The 18,503-nt window shown below is 68.3% G+C and carries 22 protein-coding genes and 1 pseudogene; 13 read left to right on the top strand and 10 right to left on the bottom strand.

Annotation, left to right across the window (positions count from 1 at the left end; genetic code table 11):
- Positions 1–2: 2 nt before the first annotated feature.
- Positions 3–653 carry a TetR/AcrR family transcriptional regulator gene (locus tag H7I57_RS01270; protein ID WP_264021427.1) on the bottom strand — a complete coding sequence of 217 codons (651 nt, stop codon included), beginning with the start codon at positions 651–653 and terminating at the stop codon, positions 3–5.
- Between H7I57_RS01270 and H7I57_RS01265 the strand changes: the two are divergent.
- Positions 550–1,182: pseudogene (locus H7I57_RS01265) on the top strand (cytochrome P450); the annotation flags it as partial. The gene H7I57_RS01270 and the pseudogene H7I57_RS01265 sit on opposite strands and share 104 nt — an antisense overlap.
- Before the next feature lie 57 nt (positions 1,183–1,239).
- Here H7I57_RS01265 and H7I57_RS01260 read toward each other — a convergent pair.
- The 3 genes from H7I57_RS01260 to hglS all read right to left on the bottom strand — a co-directional run bounded on the left by H7I57_RS01260 (position 1,240) and on the right by hglS (position 4,914).
- Positions 1,240–2,040, bottom strand: coding sequence for an SDR family NAD(P)-dependent oxidoreductase (locus H7I57_RS01260; RefSeq protein ID WP_264021426.1), 801 nt, complete (start codon positions 2,038–2,040; stop codon positions 1,240–1,242).
- Between the two features lie 112 nt (positions 2,041–2,152).
- Positions 2,153–3,697, bottom strand: a complete 1,545-nt coding sequence (amaB, locus tag H7I57_RS01255) for an L-piperidine-6-carboxylate dehydrogenase (protein ID WP_264021425.1) — start codon at positions 3,695–3,697, stop codon at positions 2,153–2,155.
- Entirely contained in the window at positions 3,694–4,914 is a 1,221-nt protein-coding gene (hglS, locus tag H7I57_RS01250; protein WP_264021424.1) for a 2-oxoadipate dioxygenase/decarboxylase, read from the bottom strand. The genes amaB and hglS overlap by 4 nt, the downstream gene beginning before the upstream one ends.
- A 23-nt stretch (positions 4,915–4,937) precedes the next feature.
- On the opposite strand from hglS, the gene H7I57_RS01245 reads away from it, so the two are divergent.
- Both H7I57_RS01245 and lat read left to right on the top strand, forming a co-directional pair.
- Positions 4,938–5,414 (top strand): Lrp/AsnC family transcriptional regulator, encoded by a 477-nt coding sequence (locus H7I57_RS01245; RefSeq protein WP_264021422.1) that lies wholly within the window; start codon positions 4,938–4,940, stop codon positions 5,412–5,414.
- 49 nt (positions 5,415–5,463) lie between these two features.
- Positions 5,464–6,819, top strand: coding sequence for an L-lysine 6-transaminase (gene lat / locus H7I57_RS01240; RefSeq protein WP_264021421.1), 1,356 nt, complete (start codon positions 5,464–5,466; stop codon positions 6,817–6,819).
- On the opposite strand, the gene H7I57_RS01235 is transcribed toward lat, so the two are convergent.
- Positions 6,788–7,360 carry a restriction endonuclease gene (locus tag H7I57_RS01235; RefSeq protein WP_264021420.1) on the bottom strand — a complete coding sequence of 191 codons (573 nt, stop codon included), beginning with the start codon at positions 7,358–7,360 and terminating at the stop codon, positions 6,788–6,790. The genes lat and H7I57_RS01235 overlap by 32 nt on opposite strands.
- A 111-nt stretch (positions 7,361–7,471) precedes the next feature.
- Between H7I57_RS01235 and H7I57_RS01230 the strand changes: the two genes are divergently transcribed.
- The 5 genes from H7I57_RS01230 to H7I57_RS01210 all read left to right on the top strand — a co-directional run bounded on the left by H7I57_RS01230 (position 7,472) and on the right by H7I57_RS01210 (position 10,962).
- On the top strand, positions 7,472–7,840 hold the full coding sequence (locus H7I57_RS01230) for a hypothetical protein (RefSeq protein ID WP_264021418.1): 369 nt from the start codon (positions 7,472–7,474) through the stop codon (positions 7,838–7,840).
- A gap of 198 nt (positions 7,841–8,038) precedes the next feature.
- Positions 8,039–8,590, top strand: a complete 552-nt coding sequence (locus H7I57_RS01225; RefSeq protein ID WP_264021417.1) for a CBS domain-containing protein — start codon at positions 8,039–8,041, stop codon at positions 8,588–8,590.
- Between the two features lie 43 nt (positions 8,591–8,633).
- The gene (locus H7I57_RS01220; RefSeq protein WP_264021416.1) at positions 8,634–9,629 is read left to right on the top strand and encodes a TerC family protein; all 996 of its coding nucleotides are present in this window, start codon (positions 8,634–8,636) and stop codon (positions 9,627–9,629) included.
- A gap of 39 nt (positions 9,630–9,668) precedes the next feature.
- On the top strand, positions 9,669–9,983 hold the full coding sequence (locus tag H7I57_RS01215; protein ID WP_264021415.1) for a helix-turn-helix transcriptional regulator: 315 nt from the start codon (positions 9,669–9,671) through the stop codon (positions 9,981–9,983).
- Positions 9,984–10,107: 124 nt separating this feature from the next.
- Positions 10,108–10,962 (top strand): type IV toxin-antitoxin system AbiEi family antitoxin, encoded by an 855-nt coding sequence (locus H7I57_RS01210; protein ID WP_264021414.1) that lies wholly within the window; start codon positions 10,108–10,110, stop codon positions 10,960–10,962.
- A 115-nt stretch (positions 10,963–11,077) separates the two neighbouring features.
- On the opposite strand, the gene mbp1 is transcribed toward H7I57_RS01210, so the two are convergent.
- Both mbp1 and H7I57_RS01200 read right to left on the bottom strand, forming a co-directional pair.
- Positions 11,078–11,314: a microaggregate-binding protein 1 gene (gene mbp1, locus H7I57_RS01205; RefSeq protein WP_264021412.1), complete on the bottom strand. Its 237-nt coding sequence runs from the start codon at positions 11,312–11,314 to the stop codon at positions 11,078–11,080.
- 228 nt (positions 11,315–11,542) lie between these two features.
- Positions 11,543–11,698 (bottom strand): hypothetical protein, encoded by a 156-nt coding sequence (locus H7I57_RS01200; protein ID WP_264021411.1) that lies wholly within the window; start codon positions 11,696–11,698, stop codon positions 11,543–11,545.
- A 118-nt stretch (positions 11,699–11,816) separates the two neighbouring features.
- On the opposite strand from H7I57_RS01200, the gene H7I57_RS01195 reads away from it, so the two are divergent.
- Together H7I57_RS01195 and H7I57_RS01190 are read left to right on the top strand one after the other, a co-directional pair.
- Entirely contained in the window at positions 11,817–12,248 is a 432-nt protein-coding gene (locus H7I57_RS01195; protein WP_264021410.1) for an ATP-binding protein, read from the top strand.
- Positions 12,249–12,310: 62 nt separating this feature from the next.
- Positions 12,311–13,033 carry an RNA polymerase sigma factor SigF gene (locus H7I57_RS01190; protein WP_275080747.1) on the top strand — a complete coding sequence of 241 codons (723 nt, stop codon included), beginning with the start codon at positions 12,311–12,313 and terminating at the stop codon, positions 13,031–13,033.
- On the opposite strand, the gene H7I57_RS01185 is transcribed toward H7I57_RS01190, so the two are convergent.
- A complete protein-coding gene (locus tag H7I57_RS01185; RefSeq protein ID WP_264021406.1) occupies positions 13,004–13,432 on the bottom strand; it encodes an STAS domain-containing protein in 429 nt (142 codons plus the stop codon). The genes H7I57_RS01190 and H7I57_RS01185 overlap by 30 nt on opposite strands.
- 241 nt (positions 13,433–13,673) lie before the next feature.
- On the opposite strand from H7I57_RS01185, the gene H7I57_RS01180 reads away from it, so the two are divergent.
- Together H7I57_RS01180 and H7I57_RS01175 are read left to right on the top strand one after the other, a co-directional pair.
- Positions 13,674–14,222, top strand: coding sequence for a nucleotidyltransferase family protein (locus H7I57_RS01180; RefSeq protein WP_264021405.1), 549 nt, complete (start codon positions 13,674–13,676; stop codon positions 14,220–14,222).
- Between the two features lie 153 nt (positions 14,223–14,375).
- On the top strand, positions 14,376–14,621 hold the full coding sequence (locus H7I57_RS01175) for a hypothetical protein (protein WP_264021404.1): 246 nt from the start codon (positions 14,376–14,378) through the stop codon (positions 14,619–14,621).
- Position 14,622: 1 nt separating this feature from the next.
- Here H7I57_RS01175 and H7I57_RS01170 read toward each other — a convergent pair whose 3' ends face one another.
- Positions 14,623–14,943, bottom strand: coding sequence for a hypothetical protein (locus tag H7I57_RS01170; protein WP_264021403.1), 321 nt, complete (start codon positions 14,941–14,943; stop codon positions 14,623–14,625).
- A 241-nt stretch (positions 14,944–15,184) separates the two neighbouring features.
- Between H7I57_RS01170 and H7I57_RS01165 the strand changes: the two genes are divergently transcribed.
- A complete protein-coding gene (locus H7I57_RS01165) occupies positions 15,185–16,174 on the top strand; it encodes an NAD-dependent epimerase/dehydratase family protein (RefSeq protein WP_264021447.1) in 990 nt (329 codons plus the stop codon).
- Between the two features lie 115 nt (positions 16,175–16,289).
- On the opposite strand, the gene H7I57_RS01160 is transcribed toward H7I57_RS01165, so the two are convergent.
- The gene (locus H7I57_RS01160; protein ID WP_264021402.1) at positions 16,290–18,092 is read right to left on the bottom strand and encodes an acetyl/propionyl/methylcrotonyl-CoA carboxylase subunit alpha; all 1,803 of its coding nucleotides are present in this window, start codon (positions 18,090–18,092) and stop codon (positions 16,290–16,292) included.
- Between the last annotated feature and the right edge of the window lie 411 nt (positions 18,093–18,503).

Here is an 18,503-nt window from a genome sequence, read left to right as displayed (position 1 = left end):
CGTCAGCGCTGCTGGACTGACACCGCGTCGGCGAGCGCCCGTGGGATGCCGGGCACCCGGCCCACGGCGTCGAGCAGGCCGTGGGCGCAGGTGTCGGCGACGAAGTCGGCGTCGATCGACGCGTCGATGAGCCGCTGTCTGCACATCTCCAAAGTGAACGCCAGCCAGCCGTAGACGGTGGCCCGCAGATCCCGCTGGACCTTCGGATCCAGGGCATCGCCGACGGCCTGGGTGACCCGGTCGATGATCCGGTTGGCCTGGCGGTCGTTGTCGATGTCCTCGATGCCGCGCAGCACCGGATCCGACCGGCCCATCCCGAGGTAGGCGGCCCAGGCGCCGTGGGGGTGCTCCTCGTCGTAGTGCAGGTAGGCGAGCACGCCCGCGCGGAGCTGGCCGAACAGCGTCAGCCCCGGTTCGGGTGGGGTGTTGGTGGCTTCGAACAATCGCTCGCCCTCGGCGCGGACGACGGCGGCGAAGAACGCCCGCTTGTCGGGGAAGTAGTGGTACATCAGCGCTCTGGAGACGCCGGCGCGCTCGGCGATCTCATCGATGCGCACCTCGTCGTACGGCCGCTGGCCGAACACCTCCGCGCCGAGCGCGAGGAGCTCGTTGCGCCGATCGTCGGGGGACAGACGGCGTCGGGAGGCAGCCATGCAGGCGATACTACTTGACACATGTACAACAGCGACGGAGGCTGGGCTCATGACCGCTGTTGACGACCGGAGGTCTCACCCCGCCCTGCCGCATCCCCGCCGTCGGCTGCCCGTGCTGGGTGACGTGCTGGCCTTCCGCGCGGAATCCCCGGCGCAGTCGACGTTGCAGCTCGCCAAGCTCGGCTCGGTCTTCGAGTTCCGGTTCCTGGGGGCACGGTACGTGGTCGCCGCGGGTGCGGACGCCGTCGTCGAACTGAGCGACGAGAGCCGGTTCTGCAAGCACGTCGGGCCGGACATCGAGGCGCTGCGATTGCTGGGCGGCGACGGGCTGTTCACCGCCTACAACGACGAACCGAACTGGCAGAAGGCGCACGACGTGTTGATGCCGGCGTTCAGTCAGCAGGCGATGCGCCGCTACCACGCCGTGATGTTCGACGTCGCCGACGAACTCACCGACCGCTGGGACGCTCACGCCGCGCGCGGTGAGACGGTCGACGTCTCGGCCGACGCGACCAGGGTGACGAGCTCGCGTGTCTGTACGTCGACACGCCGCTTTTCGCGTACAACAGCGCGAGCTCGGCGGCCGTCAGGTCGAGCGCAGTGTCCGTTGGTAGCGGCGCATGCCCGCGATCCAACGGTCGTAGTCGGCGCCCTTGTGCCGGTACATGTCCAGAACCTGGGGATGAGGCAGCACCAGAAACCGGTTCTCCCGAATCGCATCAACGGTCAGCGAGGCGACCGTTGACGGCGTGAGCACGTCACCGGACTGCAGGATGGACTGCGCGCCCACGCGGGCGCCCGGGTCGGTCTCCGCGCGAATCGCATCGAGGAGCGGGGTGTCCACACCCAGCGGGCACACACAACTGACGCCGATACCGTCGTCTCCGTAGGTGATCGCCAGCCACTCGGCGAAGCCGACGGCAGCATGCTTGGTGACCGCGTAGCCCGCGGCGCCGATCTGTGACAACAACCCGGCTGCCGACGCAATCGACACGAAGTACCCCGAACCTCGGGACTTCCACTGCGGCACTAGCAGTTCCGCTGCGCGGACGTGAGCGCGCAGGTTGATCGCCAGAATCCTGTCCCAGTCGGCGTCGGTGCCGAGGCCCGAAGCGCCGGTCACTCCGGCATTGGCGACGAAGATGTCGACGGGCCCGAACTCGCGCTCCGCAACGGCCATGAGAGCTTCGATACCCTCTGTGGTGGCGGCATCGGCGTGCATCGCCACGGCGGCGCCGCCGATCGCTGCGGCTGTCGTCTGGGCGAGGTCGTCGTCGACGTCCCCGATGGCGACGCGTGCGCCCGCTGCCGTCAATTCCTCGGCGATCGCGCGTCCGATGCCTGAAGCGCCGCCAGTGACGATGGCGACCTTGCCTTCGAGTTCCATGCACTGAGTGTGCCCTCGGCGCCCGCGAGCTTGCGCAAATGTACGCGCGGCGCGGCGTGTCGGCGGGCAAACACGCGAGCTCGCGCGAACCAGCCTGCCAGGGCACCGGGCCCTAGCCGAAGTGCACGCCCTGGGCCAGTGGAAGCTCGGCGGAGTAGTTGACGGTGTTCGTCGCGCGCCGCATGTAGGCCTTCCACGCGTCCGAGCCCGACTCGCGCCCGCCACCGGTCTCCTTCTCGCCGCCGAACGCGCCGCCGATCTCCGCCCCCGACGTGCCGATGTTGACGTTGGCGATGCCGCAGTCCGACCCGTCTGCGGCCATGAATTGCTCCGCCTCGCGGACGTCGAGCGTGAAGATCGACGACGAAAGACCCTGCGGCACCGCGTTGTTCAACGCGATCGCCTCGTCCAACGTCTCGTAGGTCAGCACGTACAGGATCGGGGCGAACGTCTCGGTGTGCACCACGTCGGTCTGCGCGGGCATCCGCACCACCGCAGGCGTGACGTAGAAGGCGCCCTCGTCGCCGGCGTCGTGGCGCTCACCGCCGATCACCTCACCGCCCTCGGCCTCGGCCTGCTGCAGCGCGCCGACCATGTCCCGGTAGGACGTCTCGTGGATCAGCGGACCCACCAGCGTGCCGTCGACGAAGGGATCCCCGACCGGCAGCTGCCGGTAGGCCGCCACGATCCTCGACACCAGCTCGTCGGCCACCGAGGAATGAACGATCAACCGCCGCAGCGTGGTACACCGTTGCCCGGCGGTGCCCGCCGCGGAGAACACGATGCCGCGCACCGCCAGGTCGAGGTCGGCCGCCGGTGTCACGATGGCCGCGTTGTTGCCGCCGAGCTCCAGCAGCGCGCGACCGAACCGCTGCGCCACCCGCGGCCCGACCGCCCTGCCCATCCGCACCGACCCGGTCGCGCTCAGCAGCGCCACCCGGGGATCGTCGACCAGCCGCTCACCGATCTCCCGCTCACCCAACACCAGCCGGCCCACCCCGGGGGGCGCACCGACATCGGCGCACGCGCGCTCCAGCAGCGCCTGGCACGCCGACGCGGTCAACGGCGTCAGCTCCGACGGCTTCCACACCACGGTGTCACCGCACACCAGCGCGACGGCGGTGTTCCACGCCCACACGGCGACCGGGAAGTTGAACGCGGTGATGACGCCGACGACGCCGAGCGGGTGCCAGGTCTCCATCAGGCGGTGGCCGGGGCGTTCGGAGGCGATGGTCTTGCCGTACAGCTGACGCGACAGGCCCACGGCGAACTCGCAGATGTCGATCATCTCCTGCACTTCACCGAGTGCCTCGGAGGTGATCTTGCCCGCCTCGATGGTGACCAGCGAGGCCAGCGCGGCCTTGTGCTCGACGAGCAGTTCGCCGAGCCGGGCCACCAGGGCACCGCGGACGGGCGCCGGTGTCACCCGCCATGTCGTGAACGCCTGCGCGGCCTCGGCGATCGCGGCGTCGGCCTCCTCCACGGTCGACTCCGTCAGCGTGAACAGCACGTCGCCGTTGATCGGGGTGCTGGCGGGCATGCCGCCCGATCCCGGGTCCCCGAGCGGGACCGAGCAGCCGACGGCGGCGAGCGCGTCGCGGACGCGGGAGCGCAGGGCGTCGGAGGTGGGCAGCGGGGACGTCACGGTGGTGGTCATGAGCAGGCGGCTTTCTCGTAGAGCTCGTAGGGGTCGTGGATGTGGTGACCGATCTGGCCGGCCATCCACTGCCGGCTGTAGTCCGAGTCGTCCACCCCGTCGGTGGCCGGCGTGTCGGAGTCGAGGTTGGAGCGGAAGATCCCCGCCGCGGATGCGGGCAGGAAGTCTTCGTAGACAACGGGTTTGTCGGGGTCGCCGCCGCGGTAGTAGGCCAGGCCCGCCGCTGCCATCTCGGCGTCGGAGGCGGGGAAGTGCTGATCCCACACCGCGGCCGGGTCCTCGGCGGCCATCGCGGCGTCGAACCGGTGCCGGCCGGCGGGTGTCAACGCGACCCCGCGCTGCTCCACCTCGCCGAACCGGACCCGCAGCGTCCCGTCGCTGACCGTGCCGTCGGCGTCGAGGAACCGGCGTGGCTCGGCCAGGGCCCGAAACGACGTCTGGCGCAACAACACCTGGGGTCTGTCGGTGCGGGGCGGGCCCTGGATGTCGTCGATCATCGTGATACCACGCGCGGTCATCGCGGCGTGCAGTTCGTCGATGTCGAGAACCCGCGGCGTGAGGTGGTTGATGTGGGTGGTCGTGACGCCCGCGATGTCGGCCGCGACCGCCGACACCGCCGACAGTTCGGTGTACCAGGCGCGGTCGATCGGCTCGCGGGACAGCGCGAACGCCGACACCGCGGCGGCGACGAACGCGTCGGCCTCGGCCTGCGAGCACCCGCCGTCGGCGGCGATCCGGCGTGCGCGGCTGATCATCGCGGGATCGAAGAGTTGGCGCTGCGCCAGGAACCGTTCGACCCGGCCGCGCAGGTCGGCGTCGAAGAACCGGGCGTCGGCGGTGGCCAGCATCGAGGTGAACACCCGGAAGGGGTTGAGCGCCAGCTCGTCTGGATCCACCGGCCGGAACGCGGTGGACACCACCGGCACCGGCGACGCCGCCTCCCGCAGGTCGTAGAAGCCGACCGGGTACATGCCGAACGCCGCGAACAGGTCGGCCACCTGGGCCAGTTCGGCCGCGGTGCCGACCCGGAGCGCGCCGTGGCGTTCCGCGGTGACCCGGTCGAGCGATCCCAGCCGGAGCGCGCCGACGTACGCGCGGTTCACGTCGGAGCTGACGTCGACGAGCGTGTGGTAGGCGGGCACCTCGGCGCCGTACATGCGGGACAACCCGGAGGCGAATTGCGCCCGCAATTGCCAGGTTTCGACACGACTACCCATGACCCCTCCGATACAGTGCGGCCATGACCGATCCCGACGATCCCACGCCGCAGGTGCTCGACGAGATCGATCGCGTGCTGGCCCGGGAACTCGTCGCCGACGGCCGCGCGACCCTGGCGCACCTGGCCGAAGCGGCGGGGCTCTCGGTGTCGGCGGTGCAGTCGAGGGTGCGCCGGCTGGAGTCCCGAGGGGTGGTCTCCGGGTACACGGCCCGGATCAACCCGGAGGCCGTCGGCAGCATGCTGTCGGCGTTCGTCGCCATCACCCCTCTCGATCCCTCTCAACCCGATGATGCACCCGCCCGGCTGGAACACATCCCCGAAATCGAGGCGTGTTATTCGGTGGCCGGGGAGGAAAGCTATGTCCTGCTGGTGCACGTCGCGTCGGCGCGGGCGTTGGAAGGTCTGCTCCAGCGGATCCGCACCGCAGCCGACGTGAAGACACGCAGCACGGTCATCTTACATAAGTTTTACAGCGATCGCCGCTTCATACCGGAGTAGTACCGGCTGAGTGTCGCATAAACAGTAAATAATCCGTTACGCTGGGTCCATGACTGATCTTCTTCCGGTCGCGCGTCGGCCCGCCCAGCGGATCTCCCCGGCCGATGTGCGCGCGGTGCTGGCGCGCAACATCCTCGCCGACGGTCTGGACCTGGTGCTCGACATCGACCGCTCCCAGGGTTCCTATCTGGTCGACGCCCGCACCGGGCGCGGCTACCTCGACATGTTCACCTTCTTCGCGTCCTCAGCGCTGGGCATGAACCATCCGGGTCTGGCCGACGACGACGAGTTCCGCGCCGAACTGGCCGCCGCCGCGCTGAACAAACCGAGCAACTCCGACGTCTACAGCGTCCCGATGGCGCGGTTCGTCGACACCTTCGCCAGGGTGCTCGGCGACCCCGCGCTTCCGCACCTGTTCTTCGTCGACGGGGGAGCGCTCGCGGTCGAGAACGCGCTGAAGGTCGCGTTCGACTGGAAGAGTCGGCTCAACGAAGCGCGTGGGCTCGACCCGGCACTGGGCGCCAAGGTGCTGCACCTCAAGGGGGCGTTCCACGGTCGCAGCGGCTACACCATGTCGCTGACCAACACCGATCCCACCAAGGTGGCCCGCTTCCCGAAGTTCGACTGGCCCCGCATCGACGCGCCGTTCCTCCATCCGGGCGCGAACATGGACGCACTCGAGGCCGAAGCGATCAGCCAGGCGCGGGCGGCGTTCGAAGCCGCACCGCACGACATCGCGTGCTTCATCGCCGAGCCGATCCAGGGTGAGGGCGGGGACCGGCACTTCCGGCCGCAGTTCTTCGCCGCGATGCGGGAGTTGTGCGACGAGTTCGACGCGCTGCTGATCTTCGACGAGGTGCAGACGGGCTGCGGCATCACCGGAACCGCTTGGGCCTTCCAGCAATTGGGCGTCGTACCGGACGTGGTGGCCTTCGGCAAGAAGACCCAGGTCTGCGGTGTCATGGCGGGCGGGCGGGTCGACGAGGTGGCCGACAACGTGTTCGCCGTGAGTTCGCGGATCAACTCGACGTGGGGCGGCAACCTCGTCGACATGGTCCGGTCCCGCCGGATCCTCGAGGTCATCGAGGCCGACGGGCTGTTCGCCCGGGCGGCCGAGAACGGCCGCTATCTGCTCGACCGTCTCGAGGAGTTGGCCGCCGAGTTCCCCGGCCTGGTGCGCGACCCGCGCGGCCGCGGCCTGATGTGCGCGTTCAGCATGCCGACCGCGCAGCAGCGCGACGCGTTGATCGCCGGGCTGTGGGACTGCGGGGTCATCATGCTGGGATCCGGCCCCGACAGCGTGCGCTTCCGGCCCGCGCTGACGGTGTCGCGCGACGAGATCGGCGCCGCGATCGACGCCGCGGGCGCCGTGCTCAGGACGATGTGGGTGCGGCCGGCTGTGTGAGCCGGCGGATCGTCGAGCGCAGCCTCGGCAGATCCGTGCCCGCCACCAGCTCGCAACCGTGCCGTTCGGCGAGTTTCCGTGCGGCGGGCGTGAATTCGTGGTTGGTGACGACCATCGTCTGAGTGCAGTCCTGCATCGGCGCCCCGGCCACCACCTCCTGGACGGCGCCGGCCCCGACCGGGCGGGACAGCCGCTTGCACTGGACCGCCAGCCGATTGGGGCGGTGCCCGACGATCAGGTCGACTCCCCAGTCGCCGGTGATCGACGTCATGATCACGGGCACGCCGCACGACCGCGCGATCCGGGCGACGTAGTCCTCGAACTCGGTACCCGACATGGCATCGGCGGCCGAGCGCTCTCGCGCCCCCGGCGTGGCCGCGCCGACGACCGTGGCCACGAAGAAGCGCGGCGCCACCGCGAGAAGGGCCGGGGCCAGCACCGCCGTTAGCACGCTGACGGTGAGGTTCGCGCCGACCAGATAGGCGGTGGTGCCGACGGCCACGCCCAACGCCGCGTACAGCTTCCACCGCAGCCTGGTCACGCACGCATGGTAGGCCCGGGCCCCGACAGATTACGTTTACCGGATCGTGATCATGGGAATTCCCCGCAAACCAGAACAATGGCTCTATCAGCGGATCCAGGAGAACCAGCCATGTCGGACGTGTCCCATGACACCCGCGATTTGCGCCGCGGCGCCGAGTACGACGACGCCGGCGTGCGCGACGCCGTCCGTACCGGCGCGGGGTTCGCCGCGGCCGGCCTGCTCTTCCTTCTCACCGCGGCCGTCTGGGTCGGCACGTGCACCGGTTCGACCGCCGACGCGTTGGCGTGCGGGGCGCCGCAGCGAGCGGCGCTGGCGTTGGGTGCGCCGGCGATCCTGCTGGCCGGCGGGGTGTGGTCGCTGGCACGCACCTATCGCATCCCCCGGGACCGGACCGCGTGGTGGGCGTGGCTGGGCACGGGTTCGCTGCTGCTGGCGCTGATGGTGCTGAGCGCCGTGGTGAGTGTGCCCTCGCTCTGATGCACGCCCGCAGTCGGACGTGGGCGCATCCCTTTCGAGCGCGGAACTTCATCTGAAGCACTAGGGCGCTGACGTACCGGGCGGACCCGGCAACCGCGACCATGCGAACCAACTTTAACGAATAATATTTCGTGTGTTAGGCTTCGTCTAATTGCGTGGGGCGGTCAGGAGGCCAGGATGTTGCGTGCTGGAGATGTCATGAGTCGGCCGGTGGTGTCGGTGCAGGGCTCGACGCCGCTACGCGAAGCCGGGGTGGTGCTTGCCGCTTACGGCTTTGCCGGGCTTCCGGTCGTCGACGAGTCGGGCGTGCTCCTCGGGATGCTGTCTGGCGGTGACGTTCTGCGAGCGGGTTCCGTGGCCGAGGACACGGCTCGTGCGGCGATGACGACACCTGCGCTGACCGTCGACATCACCTCGCATATCGACGAGATCGGCCGCCTGCTGGTGGGCCGGGGGATTCGCAGCATCCCGGTCGTCGACGGCGAGGGCCGCGTGTTGGGCATCGTCAGCCGCGGCGACCTGTTGCGACTCGACTTGACCAGCGACGAGGTCGTTGCGGTAGGTGCGCAGAAACTGCTCGACGACTACACCGGCAGACGGAGGTGGGTCGCTCAGGTACGCCAGGGCGAGATCACCGTCGCCGGCGTGTTCGACGGTGATGCGGAACGCCGCATCGCTGTGGCGCTGATGCGCATGGTTCCGGGGGCGCGTGACATCCGACTCGGGGCGGGAGTACCCGGCAACGGCTGATGCCTGCCGGGTCCATGGTGTTCGTGAACCGAGGGGAACAGAAGTGGTAACCGATGCTACCGATGTTGTAGTCGTCCCGTTGTGGGGCTGGGTCGCGCTGAGCGCTGCGATCGCCGTCATGCTGGCGGTGGACCTCTTCATGCACCGCGACAACCACGTGATTGGGTTCCGCGAAGCCGCTGTCTGGTCCGCGATCTGGATCGCCGCGGGGTTGGGCTTCGGTGTGATCGTCTGGTGGGCCTACGGCGGCGACGTCGCCGGAACCTATTACGCCGGATATCTGATCGAGAAAGCGCTGTCGGTCGACAACGTCTTCGTCTTCGCCCTGATCTTCACCTATTTCTCGGTTCCCGATCGCTACCAACACAAGGTGCTGTTCTGGGGCGTCGTCGGTGCATTGCTGTTCCGGCTGGTGTTCATCTTCGTCGGGGCCGAGTTGTTGGCCGCGTTCTTCTGGACCGCTTACACCTTCGGTGCGTTCCTGCTCTATACCGCCTACAAGATGGCCTTCCAGCACGACAAGGAGCTGCAGCCGGACGAGAACCTGCTCGTGCGACTGGTTCGGCGGGTGGTTCCGATCGACCCGAACTATCACGGCGATCGGCTCTTCACCCGGGTCAAGGGCAAGCGAGTCGCCACGCTGCTGTTCGTCGTGCTGATCGCTATCGAGGCGACCGATCTGATCTTCGCGATCGACTCGGTGGCGGCGGTACTGGCAATCACCACCAGCACGTTCATCGTCTGGACCGCCAACGCCTTCGCGGTGCTCGGACTGCGCAGCCTCTACTTCTGTCTGTCCGGACTGCTGCGCCGGTTCACCCACCTGCACTACGGGCTGGCGTTCCTGCTCGCATTCGCCGGACTCAAGCTCATCCTGTCGGAGACACCGGTCGGCAAGCTGCCGATCCCCGTGACGCTGGGTGTCATCGTCGTGACCCTCACCGTGTCCATCGTGTGGAGTCTGCTCGCCACGAGGTCCGCCGACGCCGCAGCGGCCGTCGACGAGGGCGACCGGCCACGAGAGGTACGCACCGATTGACGAATCACATTACGCGAATCGCGCAGTAAGATACCGGCGATGGTGACCTCGAGACGGACGTCCAAGAACGCGGCGGATGATCAGCCGCGCAACTGGACGTTCCTGACCAATCACGCCCACGTGCTGTTGTGCCTGGCGCAGGGGGACTCGCTGACCGCGCGCGAACTCAGCATCCGGATCGGCATCACCGAACGCTCGGTGCAGGCCATTCTCGCGGATCTGATCGCCGACGATTACCTGGAGAAGACGAAGGTGGGCCGGCGCAACCTCTACGCGGTGAATCCCTCGGGACGCCTCCGGCATCCGTTGGAGTCCGCACACACCGTCGGTGAACTGATCGACGCCCTGAGCTGAGCCGCCGGGCGGCGCTCTGCGCGACATTGCGCTCAGGGTCGTGGAGCGCGAGTTGTCCACAGCCGTGGCGGCAATCTGGGCGTCAGGCCGCTGTTTTGTCGGCGTCAGCGGTCAGCATCGCGGCATGCCACCGGTATTCATCGGCAGTGAAGCACTGGCCAGGGGCGCGCTGACCCGCGCGACGTTGCGGTGGAACTACCGCCGCCTCTATCCCGACGTGTACACCTCTGCCCCGGCCTCTCTACGGGTCCGCACCATCGGGGCGTGGCTGTGGACCCGACGAAACGGCATCGTCACCGGCCGTGCGGCTGCCGCGTTGCACGGCGCGCGGTGGGTCGATGATCGCGTGCCGATCGAGATGATCTGGAAATGCGGGCGTCCGCCGCCGGGAGTGATCGCCCGCAACGAGAGAATCGCCGCCGACGAGGTCACCCAGATTGCCGGTCTGCTGGTGACGACCCCCGAACGAACAGCGCTGGACCTCGCCAGGCATCTGCCGCGGAACAGGGCCGTTAGCCATCTCGATGCCCTCGCCCCGGCGACGGAGGTGAAGGCCGTCGACGTGCTGACCGTGGCCCAGCGGTACCCGGGAGCGCGCGGTCTGCGGTCCGCGGTCACGGCACTGAGCCTGATGGACGGCGGTTCCCAGTCGCCGAGGGAGACGTCGCTGCGGTTGTTGCTCGTCGACGAGTGGACTGACCCGGTCAGGACACAGATCAAGGTGTGCGAAGACCGCAACGTCGCCTACATCGACATGGGCTATGACGAGCCGATGGTGGGCCTCGATTATGAGGGCGCACATCACGCCGAGGACCGCACGACGTACGTCGGCGACATCGGCCGCGCCGAGTTGATCGAACGGTGTGGCTGGTTCGACCTGCGGGTCGTCAAGGAGCACACCAGTGACTTCATCAAACACCGCGTGCAGCAAGCCTTTCAGCGACGCGGCTACACGCCGACATTGCGCAGACGGTCGTGATCGCGGCCCCGCCACAGCCCTGGACGCAACCTCGGCGACCCCGGCCGCGCAACGCCGGGCCCCACCCATGACAATGGGCCCAGCCGAACCGGCTGGGCCCATCGCAACGAAACTCTTACTGGTTGGATTCCTGGCGCTTCTCGGCTGCCTTCGCGCCGGCGCGGGCCGACTCGGCCTCGGCTTCCTTCTCGGCGACGTCGCGCTGAGCATCGGCCTTGTCCTGCTGGGCCTTGCCCTCGCGGATCATGTCGTCGCGACCGGTGACGGTGCCGACGGTCTCCTTGGCCTTGCCCTTGACGTCCTCGACGACGCCCTTGACGCCTTCTGCGGGTCCACTGTTGCTGTCAGCCATGCTTTACCTTTCGATTTGGGTGGATAAGCCTGATTTCACCCACCTCTTGGGTGCACAGCCAGACTTCCCGGATGGGCCGACGGCTAAACGGGTGACGTGGGTCTCACTGAACGGTATTCAGCGGCAACGTAATTCCCGCCGGTCAAGCAGCAAGTTTGGGGTGTACCGGCAACGGGGTATTGCACCCGAACCATGAGGACATTCCGAGCGAGAGCCACGCCCGCGGGCTCACTGCATCATCGGCGCGAGAATCAGGAAAGCGCCCGCATAGATGGCGGCCGCGATCACGATCAGCGCGGCCAGCACGAGGCCGGTGATCACCAGCACGCGTCGCAGCGGCTTGTCTTTCGGATCGGCGCCGGTCGACGGCTTGATCTCCTCCATGACCGGCGGTTACCCGACTTGGGTCGACGCCTAACGTTGTCCACCGATGCCCTGCGCGCCCATGAATAACCGGGGTTCAGCCTGGGGTAATCTCGCTTTCAAGTTTCCAGGAGGTCAGATGGCCGACGCGAGCCAGATCAACGGGCATCGTCACAGTGCCCAGTCAGTAGAGCTCCGCGTGGCCGCCACGCTGGAGAATCTCGCGGTACTTCGCACGGTGGTGGCGGCCATCGGCACGTTCGAGGACCTCGACTTCGACGCCGTCGCCGATCTTCGGCTGGCGGTGGACGAGGCCTGTACCCGGCTGATCAGGTCGGCCGTGCCGGACGCGACGCTGCTGCTCGTCATCGACCCGCAGCCCGAGTCCCTGGTCGTGCAGGCCTCGACGACCTGCGACGGCCCCGACATCCTGGCGCCCGGAAGCTTCAGCTGGCATGTGCTGACGTCGCTGACCGACGAGGTCACCACCTTCTCCAACGGTCAGTCGGCCGGTGACAGCCAGCAGTTCGGGATCACGATGACGACGAGGCGAGCGAGTTCGCTGCGGTGACTCGATCGCCTTCACAGGGCTCGTCATCTCGGTCGAGCTCTGAATATGCGGACGTGGCAGACATGTTCCGCGAGTTGGCTGAGCTCGAAGAGGGGTCGGCGGCATTTCAGCGGCAGCGTGACAACATCGTGCAGCGGTGCCTGCCGCTGGCCGACCACATCGCCCGCCGTTTCGACGGCCGCGGTGAACCACGCGACGATCTGGTCCAGGTCGCCCGGGTGGGTCTGGTGAACGCCGTGATCCGGTTCGACGTCACCGCCGGATCGGACTTCGTGTCGTTCGCGGTGCCGACCATCATGGGTGAGGTCCGCAGGCATTTCCGCGACAACAGCTGGTCGGTCAAGGTGCCGCGGCGACTCAAGGAACTGCATCTGCGCCTCGGCGCGGCGACCGCCGACCTGTCACAGCGCCTGGGTCGCGCGCCGACGCCCAGCGAGCTGGCCGCCGAGCTGGAGATGGACCGCGACGAGGTAGTCGAAGGCCTCGTCGCGGGCAGCTCCTACAACACACTGTCCATCGACAGCGGAGGCAGCGGCAGCGAGGACGCGCCTGCGATCGCCGACACGCTCGGTGACGTCGACACCAGCCTCGATCAGATCGAGAACCGCGAGTCGCTGCGACCGCTGCTGGCGGCACTGCCGGAACGCGAGCGCACCGTGCTGGTGCTGCGGTTCTTCGAGTCGATGACGCAGACGCAGATCGCCGAGCGGGTCGGCATCTCGCAGATGCACGTGTCCCGGCTGCTGGCCAAGTCGCTAGCTAGGCTCCGGGACCAGCTGGAGTAGCCGCGGCGGCTCGTTGTGCACCGTCGTCAGCGCATCGCCGACGTCGGAGCAGATCGGCAATGCCGAATCCGGGTCGCAGATCCGCAGCAGTCGCACGACGGCGGCGCTCGGAACGAGTGCCCAGCGGATTTCCTCGCCGACGCACTGGACGTTGAGGGTGTGCAGCGCGGTGAAGCCCGCGGTCGCGAAGAACGTCAACCCGGAAAGGTCGATGACCAGCCGGTCCGTGTCCTCGCAGTTGCGGAGCGCGAACTCGACGAACTGCGTGCCGTTGGCGGCGTCGAGTTCCCCGCGGACGGCGACGACCGCGGTCGTCTTCTCCGGCCAGTGGATCTCGAACTGTGCGGTGTGGCAGTCGAGGCGTTCTGTGGTGGGTTCGGTATCAAAAACTTGAGGCATGGTGACTCCATTAGTCGGAATGCGTGATTCGGACTGTGGATCACGTCAAGGTGGGCCCTTGGTCTCAAAGCCGGCACGGACGACGGTCCGCGTGACGATGACGTCTCCAGAAAGGCTGCGAATTCAACCCCTGCGTTGAACCCTACGCCACCGGGGCGATCTTGGACAATGAAAGCTAGACGCTATTAACAAATACTCAGCTGAGCATTGACAAATTTGTCAATGAGAAACGAGTACGGCTGTGGCACAGAATTTTTCGGTCTCCGGGGTGCTGCTGGCCGCCGGTGCGGGCACCCGATACGGAATGCCGAAGGTGCTTGCCGACGGTGGCGAGTGGTTGCGCCGCGGCGTCGCGGCGTTGCGCGACGGCGGCTGCGGTGACGTGGTGGTGGTGCTGGGCGCGGCGGTGGTGGACGTGCCTTCGCCGGCCCGTGCGGTCGTCGCCGAAGAGTGGGCGCAGGGCGTTAGCGCCTCGGTGCGGGCGGGTTTGCTCGCGCTGCGCGACGATGCCGAGTTCGCGGTGCTGACCACCGTCGACACCCCCGATGTCGGGGCCGCGGCGGTAGCGCGGGTGCTGGCTGCCGCGCGCGCGTCGGAGTCCGGCCTGGCCCGCGCCCGCTACGGCGAACGGCCCGGACACCCGGTGGTGATCGCGCGCAGGCACTGGCCGCAGGTGCTCGACGCGCTCACCGGGGACGAGGGCGCCGGACCGTTCTTACGGGTTCGTGACGACGTCGTCGTCGTCGACTGCGCGGATCTGGGCTCGGGACTCGACGTCGACGAACGCTGACCCCCGATGTCCCCCGATTGGGGGAACGGGGATTCCACCGGTTCATGGACCGATCGCCCTACAGACGGACCCGCCCGGGTGCGGGAGAGTTATCTCATCACCGGAACACCACCGGGACAGACGAAAAGTCAACGACCGCAAGGAGATAACATCATGACCCGAATTGCCCGCCTCATCGCACTGCCCATCGTGTCCGCCGGCATCATCGGTGGCGCCGCCCTGGGCCTGGCAGGCACGGCCGGTGCCGCGGTCTCGGTCGACAACAACGGCGGCATCGTCGCCACCCCGGACATCCATGCGCACCAGCAGATGATCTATCCGATGCGGCACGGCCTGTACTACTGGCCGACCCAGGCTCATGCCCCGCACGTCGACACCACCGTGCACCAGAGCCGCTGACCTACCCGCCGAACACGGCGTCCGCGAAGCGCTGTACCGCCTCCGCCCCGGTCACGGCAGCCTGCTCGTGGCCGGGGCGAGCGCGCGTGCTGACCGCTCCGGTCGACGGATTCAGTACCACCTCGGCGAGCAACTCACCGGTCGTCGGCTCGCAAACCGCCCACGAGCACGATTCCGCAGAATCCCACTGGGCCGCACGGTGCGCGACGTAGTCGGGGCGGTGCTCACCGAGGTCGGCCAGGGCGGGTCGGTCGTCGACGCGGTCATCGGAGCGCATGGCTCGCAGGTACCAGGCGCCGGCGTTGATCTCGACGGGTTCCACCCGCTCAGCTTGCCATCTGGTTGCGGAAAGGGGACGGCCCCGCTCCCGCCGGCGGTGCCGGGAGAACGAGGCCGTCTCCACCCCTCAGCAAATGGGTGTACCCAGTAGGGGCAAATCCTACCCCCCGTCGAGTTCGGTCGCGGACGGTTTTCGCGGACGGATCTGGTGCGGTTTCAGTACCCGCCGAGTGGGTACGGTGGCGACCGAGGACGGCGACGGGCCGCAGCCACCGGAAGGACAGATGAAGGTACTGATCACGGGCGGCACCGGTTTCGTCGGCGCGTGGACCGCCAAGGCCGTCCAGGACAAGGGTCATCAGGTCCGGTTCCTGGTGCGCAGCGCGGAGCGGTTGGCGGCCAGCGCTGGCAGCATCGGGGTCGACGTCGACGACCATGTCCTCGGCGACATCGCCGATGCCGGGTCGGCCACGCAGGCCCTCGACGGCTGTGATGCGGTCATCCATTGCGCGGCAATGGTTTCCACCGACCCCAGCCGTGCCGACGAGATGCTGCACACCAACCTCGAGGGTGCCCGCAACGTGCTCGGTGCGGCCGCGAAGGCCGGGCTGGATCCGATCGTTCACGTGTCGAGCTTCACCGCGCTGTTCCGCCCCGACCTCGAGGTGCTGCACGCCGACCTGCCGGTGGTCGGGGGCAGCGACGGCTACGGCAAGTCCAAGGCCGTCGTCGAGGCCTACGCCCGCGGCCTGCAGGACGCCGGCGCACCCGTCGACATCACCTATCCCGGCATGGTGCTGGGACCGCCCGCCGGTGAACAGTTCGGCGAGGCGGCCGAGGGTGTCGAGGCGGCGATCAAGATGCGCGGTGTCCCGGGACGCAGCGCGGCGTGGATCGTCATCGACGTCCGCGATCTCGCCGACCTGCACGTCGCGCTGCTGGAGCCGGGGAAGGGGCCGCGCCGGTACATGGCGGGCGGTCGTCGGATCCCGGTCGATCAGTTGGCGTCGCTGATCGGCGCCGCGGCCGATCGGTCGCTGGCGGTGTTCCCGGTGCCGGACACCGCGCTGCGGGGGGTGGGCGCGCTGTTCGACACGGTCGGTGCCTACCTGCCGTTCGAGACGCCGATCAACTCCGCGGCGATGCAGTACTACACGCAGATGCCGCCGTCGGACGACACCCCGAGCGAGCGCGATCTCGGGGTCACGCAGCGCGACCCGGCCGAGACGCTCGCCGACACCGTCGAGGGCTTACGGCGCGTCGGACGGATCTGACGCTGTCGCGGGCGCCGAGCTCGCCGCCGCCGAGCTTGCGCATTTGTACGCAACACGCCGCGCGGACGCGTGCAAACACGCGAGCTCGCGGGGGAGAAAAAGGGGAAAGGGGGGGCTACTCGCCGCTCTTGATCTCGCAGAGCACGGTGCCCTGGGTGATCGCCGCGCCGGCTTCGGCGGACAGGCCGGTGATGACGCCGTCCTTGTGGGCGGTGACGGGGTTCTCCATCTTCATGGCCTCCAGGACCACGACGAGGTCGCCCGCCGCGACGGTCTGACCCTCCTCGACGGCGACCTTGACGACGGTGCCCTGCATCGGGGCGGTCACCGCGTCACCGGAGGCCGCCGCGCCGCCGCCGCCACCACGCTTGCGCGGCTTGGGCTTCTTGCGGATCGCGCCGGACGCGGCCCCGCCGCCGTTGCCGAGGGCCAGGTCGCCGGGCAGGGACACCTCGAGGCGACGGCCGCCGACCTCGACCACGACGGTCTGGCGCGGGATGGTGTCTTCCTCGTCGATCGGGTCGCCGCCGGTGAACGGTTCGACGGTGTTGTCCCACTCGGTCTCGATCCAGCGGGTGTGCACGTCGAAGCCCTCGCCGTTGCCGATGAAGGCGGGGTCGGAGACCACGGCGCGGTGGAACGGGATGACGGTCGCGAGGCCCTCGATGTTGAACTCGGCCAGCGCGCGGCGCGACCGCTCCAGGGCCTCGTCGCGGGTGGCGCCGGTGACGATCAGCTTGGCGAGCATCGAGTCGAACTGCCCGCCGATGACCGATCCGGTCTCGACGCCGGAGTCCAGGCGCACGCCCGCGCCGGTGGGGGGTTCGAACTTGCTGACCGGGCCGGGGGCGGGCAGGAAGCCGCGGCCGGCGTCCTCGCCGTTGATGCGGAACTCGAAGGAGTGGCCGCGCGGCGTCGGGTCCTCGGTGATGTCGAGCGCCTCGCCGTTGGCGATGCGGAACTGCTGGCGCACCAGGTCGATTCCCGCGGTCTCCTCGGTGACCGGGTGCTCCACCTGCAGGCGGGTGTTGACCTCGAGGAAGCTGATCAGGCCGTCCTGGCCGACGAGGTACTCGACGGTTCCGGCGCCGTAGTAGCCGGCCTCCTTGCAGATGCGCTTGGCCGACTCGTGGATCTCCTTGCGCTGCGCGTCGGTCAGGAAGGGGGCCGGGGCCTCCTCGACGAGCTTCTGGAAGCGGCGCTGCAACGAGCAGTCACGGGTGCCTGCGACGACGACGTTGCCGTGGGTGTCGGCGATGACCTGGGCCTCGACGTGGCGCGGCTTGTCCAGGTAGCGCTCGACGAAGCACTCGCCGCGGCCGAACGCCGCGACGGCCTCACGGGTGGCCGACTCGAACAGTTCGGGGATCTCTTCGATGCTGCGGGCGACCTTCATGCCGCGGCCGCCGCCGCCGAACGCGGCCTTGATGGCGATCGGGACGCCGAACTCCTTGGCGAACTCGACGACCTCGTCGGCGTCCTTGGCGGGTTCGGCGGTGCCCGGCACCAGCGGGGCCTCCGCGCGGGCCGCGATGTGGCGGGCGGTGACCTTGTCGCCGAGGTCGCGGATCGACTGGGGGCTGGGCCCGATCCAGATCAGCCCGGCGTCGATGACGGCCTGGGCGAAGTCGGCGTTCTCGGACAGGAAGCCGTAACCCGGGTGGATCGCGTTGGCTCCGGACTTCGCGGCGGCGTCGAGCAGCTTCTCGAACACCAGATAGGACTCCGCGGAGGTCTGGCCGCCGAGCGCGAAGGCCTCGTCGGCGAGCCGCACGTGGGGTGCGTCGGCGTCGGGTTCGGCATAGACCGCCACGCTCGCAAGGCCTGCGTCCTTGGCTGCCCGGATCACCCGGACCGCGATCTCCCCGCGGTTGGCAACGAGCACCTTGGAGATCTTTGAGCTGGCGTGACTGGCCACTGCGCCTCCTGATGGCATGGTTCTCTAAGAGCGTCTTTAAGAATGTATCCCGGGAAGTTTAAGCGTCCCAATCCAAGTGTCGGCGAGCCGGTCCCTTACCCGTCGGTAACTCACCGTCAGGCAGCGTCAGGCCGTCGTGGCCGTCACCTCACGGCGGCGATCGGGCTGCGCTACATCCTCGTTGCCACCACCACGAGATCTGCTCGCTCAACGCTCGCTGTGCTGACGATGACCTCGGTGCGGAACGCGCTCGTGCGACACGGGAAGCGATTTCAGCAAATTTTCATATCGGCGTTGCGGTTGCTGTGCCGATTAGCCGAAATGCGAAAAGAGTGGTCGGATTCTGGCAGACTATTTCAGCGATGGCAGTTGCTCTGGGTTTCCGGTCGCTGCGCTGTGAGGGAAGGCATC

Source organism: Mycolicibacterium pyrenivorans, assembly GCF_025821625.1.
Taxonomy (GTDB): domain Bacteria; phylum Actinomycetota; class Actinomycetes; order Mycobacteriales; family Mycobacteriaceae; genus Mycobacterium; species Mycobacterium pyrenivorans.
This window is presented reverse-complemented; position numbering and strand designations above follow the sequence as displayed.